Raw genomic sequence first — 4,764 nt, forward strand, 5'->3', positions numbered from 1 at the left:
GTGCCCTCGGTGTCGGCTTTGCCACCGCGGGTGCGGCGGCGGCTGCGGGAGGACTTGGGGCGCTCGGTGCGCTCCTCGACTACGGCGTCGTCGTCACGGGTGGGGGCCGCGGGCTTGCGGATCACACCGGTGATGCCCTCGGGGATGCCGAGGTCGCTGTAGAGGTGGGGGGAGCGCGAGTAGGTCTCGGCGGGGTCGGCCATGTTCAGGCCGAGCGCCTTGTTGATCGACTCCCAGCGGTGCAGTTCGTCCCAGTCGATGAGGGTGATCGCGACACCGGTGCGGCCGGCGCGGCCGGTGCGGCCGATCCGGTGCACGTAGGTCTTCTCGTCCTCGGGGCACTGGTAGTTGATGACGTGGGTGACGTCGTCGATGTCGATACCGCGCGCGGCGACATCGGTGGCGACGAGCACGTCGATGGCGCCCTTGCGGAACTTGGTCAGCGCCTTCTCGCGGGCGATCTGACCGAGGTCGCCGTGCACGGCGCCGACATTGAAACCACGCTCGGCGAGATCGTCGGCCACCTTCTGCGCGGTGCGCTTGGTGCGGGTGAAGATCATCGTCGCGCCGCGGGACTCCGCCTGCAGCACGCGCGCGACCAGTTCGGCCTTGTCCATCGCGTGGGCCCGGTAGACGAACTGCGCGGTGCGATCGTGCACGGCGGAGTCGTTGGCGAGCTCGGCGCGGATGTGGGTCGGCCTGGTCAGGAAGGTGCGGGCGAGGGTGATGATCGGGCCGGGCATGGTGGCCGAGAACAGCATCGTCTGACGCTTGTCCGGCACCATCGACAGGATGCGCTCGATATCGGGCAGGAAGCCCAGGTCGAGCATCTCGTCGGCCTCGTCGAGGACGAGCACGCCGATCTTGCCCAGGATCAGGTGGTTCTGGTTCGCCAGATCCAGCAGGCGACCGGGGGTGCCGACGACCACGTCGACGCCGTCGCGCAGTGCGGCGATCTGGGTGTCGTACGGGCGGCCACCGTAGATGGCGGCGACCTTCAGCGAACCCTGGTGGTTGGTCAGGTACTTGCTCGCGTTCTCCAGGTCCTTGGTGACCTGGATGCACAGCTCGCGCGTCGGCACGATCACCAGCGCGCGCGGGGTGCCGTCGAGCGGGGTGGTGCCGGTGTCGGCGGTGGCGATGCGGTGCAGCAGCGGCACGCCGAAACCGAAGGTCTTGCCCATGCCGGTGCGGGCCTGGCCGATGAGATCCTCGCCGGCCAGTGCCAGCGGCAGGGTCAGTTCCTGAATCGCGAAGGTGCGTTCGATCCCGATCTCACCGAGTGCGCGCACGATTTCTTCCCGCACGCCCAATTCGGCGAAACTCGGCGGGATGTGGGTGTTGTCCAGTTCGGCCGTCAGGAGTGTGTCGGCCAAACCGGGTTCCTGTTCGACAGTGATCTTGCTCAGTGTTCGTGCCTTCCTCGTCATTGCATCTCGCACGCACGAGGTGGGGCGGGCCGGTCGGCCCGCGACGACCACATACCCGCCTGTGATATTCACCGGGCCGGCGCCGGATAACCATCGCCGACCAGGCGTTATGCGTGGTCGTCGAGACGGTGTCATCGGCGCGGCGCTGCGGTGATGCGGATTCGTTGCGCGCACATTTTCTTCGACATTGCTGTCTGGGCAACGCCGCTGTCCGCCTGCGCTGTGCGCCGGTGGAGTGCCACGCCGCGGAGTATGTCCGGGCGTCGAAACTAGCGTTGTCCACGGAGATTGTAGCGTGATATTCTGCGGAATCCGAATTTCGACGTGGTTGAATGCCGCGCGAAAACGGGCTCGCCACGGGATTACCTCAGCACCGGTGGTGTGTCGCAGCGCAATTCATCGGTGCCGGATTTCGCGCGTGTCCACCGGTGTAATCGAGCTCACTGGTACCGGCGGTACTGTGTGTGAGACATTTCTAGTCGTGAGTATCACCGACACCGTCACCACTGCCGCACGCAACGCGTGGGCGCTGAGCTTCGGCGCAGGCATCGAGCCCGTCGACCCGGCGCCCTCGACCGTGCTGTGGGACGAGCCGCATCGTCTGCTGCGTCGCTACGATACCGAATTCCAGTCTGCGGCAAGCGATTCCGCGGTGTTGCTGGTGCCGCCACTGGCCGCGCCCGCCACCTGCTTCGACCTGCGTCGCGACCAGAGCCTGGCCCGATACCTGGTGGAGACCGGACGTGCGCCCTACCTGATCGACTACGGCGACATCTCCTTCGCCGATCGCCGGATGGGCTTCGAGGACTGGGTCCTCGACATCCTGCCCGAGGCGATCCTGCGCGTGAGCGCCGATCGCGGCGGCGCCCCGGTCGACCTGATCGGCTGGTCCGTCGGCGGCATGTTCTCGCTGCTCACCGCAGCCGCGAACCCGGAACTGCCGATCCGCTCGGTCACCGGTGTAGGCCCGCCGCTCGACTACGACAAGATGCTCGGAATTCCGCAGCTGCGCGCGGTCGCCGGCCTCACCGGCGGCTGGGGCTCCACCACGGTTGTCCGTGCCGCGGGCGGCATTCCGGCACCGCTGACCAAACTGGCCTACCGGCTCGCCGCCTACGACCGTGAACTGGCGCGTCCGAGGTTCATCGCCAGCAATATCGCGAACACCGGGACCCTGGCCAAGATGGAATCCATCGACCGTTTCCAGGCCGCCATGCCCGGCTACCCCGGCCGCTTCTACAACCAGCTGTGGGGCCGGATGATGCTGGCCAACGACATCGGTAACGGCAGGCTCGAACTGCGCGACCGGACCATCGAACTCGCCGACGTGCGCGTGCCCGTGCTGCTGATCGGCGGAAAGTCCGACGTGATCACCCCCAAGGCCGCTGTCGAGGCCGGTTTGCGCACGCTGTCGGGCTCGTCATCGGTCACCTACAAGGTCGTTCCGGGCAGTCACCTCGGCATTCTCACGGGACCGGAGGCCCGCGAGACGACCTGGACACACCTCGACAAATTCCTGGCCGAACGCGACTGAGCACCGATCGGGACTATTGTTGACAGCCATGGGAGCCCAGACCTCTGCCGCGCCGGAATTCTTCTCGATCGAGCCGCTCGCCGCGGACCACGCGGGGGTGACGGAGTTGTTCGCGGTCCTCGCCTACGGCGAGCTGTCCGCGTTCTACCGGCTCGCCGAAGAGGCGAAGCAGGCGCCGTCGCTGCGCGGCCGGATCGGCGTCGCCAAGATGGCCGCCGCCGAGCTCGCGCACTTCGAGACCCTGGAAGCGGCGCTCACCGAGCGCGGCGCCGACGCCGAGGCCGCGATGGCGCAGTACCAGGGCGCGCTGGACTCGTACCACGCCTCCACCGACCCGTCGACCTGGCTCGAGTCGATGGTGAAGTTCTACGTCGCCGACGGCCTGGCCGCCGACTTCTACACCGAGATCGCGGGCGCGCTGCCCACCGAGGTCTCCGATGTGGTGCGCGATGTCCTCGCCGAGACCGGTCACTCGCAGTTCGTGGTCGACGAGGTCCGCAGCGCGGTGGCGGCCAGCCGCTCCGAGCGCGACCGCCTCAGGTTGTGGGGGCGCAGGCTGCTCGGCGAGGCGATCACCCAGGCTCAGTTCGTGATGGCCCAGCGCGACGAGCTGGCCGAACTGGTCCTCGCCGCCACCGGCGATCTCAACGGCATCGCGACCCTGTTCGACCGCATGCAGCAGCGGCACGCGGCCCGCATGGCAGAACTCGGGCTGTAGCTGTTCGGCCGCGGGTACCCGGCTGATCGGGGTGATCAGCCGCCGATCGCGTGGTGCTGGACGAGGCGCAATTCCGGTGTGCGGGAGACGGTTTCGCGGGGTAGCCAGATCACGACCTGTTGATCGTTGTCGGCCGCCAGCGTCTGCACCGTGTAGGTGATGGTGCCTCGGGTGGGATGTTCGAAGCCGAGCAGGGTGGGCAGATCCTCCGCGAGACGGTGAGGTTGCCAGCGGCGGGCGAACTCGGGTTCCTCGCACAGGTCGGCGATGAGTTCGGCGACGCGTTCGTCATCGGGGCGACGCAGGCGCGTTCTGGCGAGCTGGTCGGCGAGTTGGTCGGCGAACTGGGCCCAGTCGGTGACCGTGGTGCGGGCGAGCGGATGGCGAAACGTCCACAGGGCCAGGTTGACCAGGTCGGGATTGTCGAGCAGGCCGAGCGGGGCGGCCAGGTCCGACCACGCGTTGTTCCAGGCGAGCACGGTGGCGCGGGGTCCGAGAGCGAACGCCGGGGTGGGGTCGAGCGAGTCGAGCACGCCGCGCAGGGCGGGGGGCACCTGATCGAGGGCGGGATCGAAAGCGGTACTCGGGCACCGGGCGTCGCTGCTGGTGGTCAGGGCCAGCCAGGCGAAATGGCCACGCTCGGTGTCGTTGAACCGCAGGGCGGTGGCGAGTGCGTCGACGACCGCCATCGACGGATTGGTGTCGCGGCCCTGCTCGAGCCGGGCCAGATAGTCGGCACTGACACCGGCCAGTACCGCGACCTCTTCACGGCGAAGACCAGGGGTGCGACGCCTGCCGCCGCCGGGCAGGCCCACGTCGGCCGGATTCAGCTCGGCTCGACGGGCGACGAGAAGTTCCGCGAATGCCGAACGAGCGCCGGGATGATCTGCCATATCTGCGCCTACCATGTCTCGATGGTGCCCGGTCATGGCGTTGTCAGCCACGCCCTGCCAGGACCAGGATAACCGCGGTCTGGTTAACGGACCGCAGTCCGGTCAGGGTGGAGGCATGACTTCCTCGACACAGACCCAGCAGCTGAAGACCGGGTCCTGGGCCCTCGACACCGCCCACTCCTCGGTCGC

The 4,764-nt window shown here is 68.0% G+C and carries 4 protein-coding genes; 2 read left to right on the forward strand and 2 right to left on the reverse strand.

All coding sequences use genetic code 11. The annotated features are described in order from the left end of the window. On the reverse strand, positions 1–1,430 hold a 1,430-nt coding region (locus ACFWF3_RS24705), incomplete at its 3' end, for a DEAD/DEAH box helicase (protein WP_379315552.1). A 481-nt stretch (positions 1,431–1,911) separates the two neighbouring features. On the opposite strand from ACFWF3_RS24705, the gene ACFWF3_RS24710 reads away from it, so the two are divergent. Both ACFWF3_RS24710 and ACFWF3_RS24715 read left to right on the forward strand, forming a co-directional pair. After that, entirely contained in the window at positions 1,912–2,964 is a 1,053-nt protein-coding gene (locus ACFWF3_RS24710; RefSeq protein ID WP_379315554.1) for an alpha/beta fold hydrolase, read from the forward strand. 28 nt (positions 2,965–2,992) lie between these two features. After that, positions 2,993–3,682, forward strand: a complete 690-nt coding sequence (locus ACFWF3_RS24715) for a ferritin-like fold-containing protein (protein WP_379315556.1) — start codon at positions 2,993–2,995, stop codon at positions 3,680–3,682. Between the two features lie 35 nt (positions 3,683–3,717). On the opposite strand, the gene ACFWF3_RS24720 is transcribed toward ACFWF3_RS24715, so the two are convergent. Beyond that, complete coding sequence (locus ACFWF3_RS24720; protein WP_378991262.1) at positions 3,718–4,590, reverse strand: helix-turn-helix transcriptional regulator; 873 nt, start codon at positions 4,588–4,590, stop codon at positions 3,718–3,720. Positions 4,591–4,764 lie beyond the last annotated feature (174 nt).

This window comes from Nocardia sp. NPDC060220, assembly GCF_042727815.1.
Classification (GTDB): Bacteria; Actinomycetota; Actinomycetes; order Mycobacteriales; family Mycobacteriaceae; genus Nocardia.

Coding starts and splice junctions, on each gene's coding strand:
- ACFWF3_RS24720 (WP_378991262.1), bottom strand. CDS start 4,590: ATGGTAGGCGCAGATATGGCAGATCATCCCGGCGCTCGTTCGGCATTC.
- ACFWF3_RS24715 (WP_379315556.1), top strand. CDS start 2,993: ATGGGAGCCCAGACCTCTGCCGCGCCGGAATTCTTCTCGATCGAGCCG.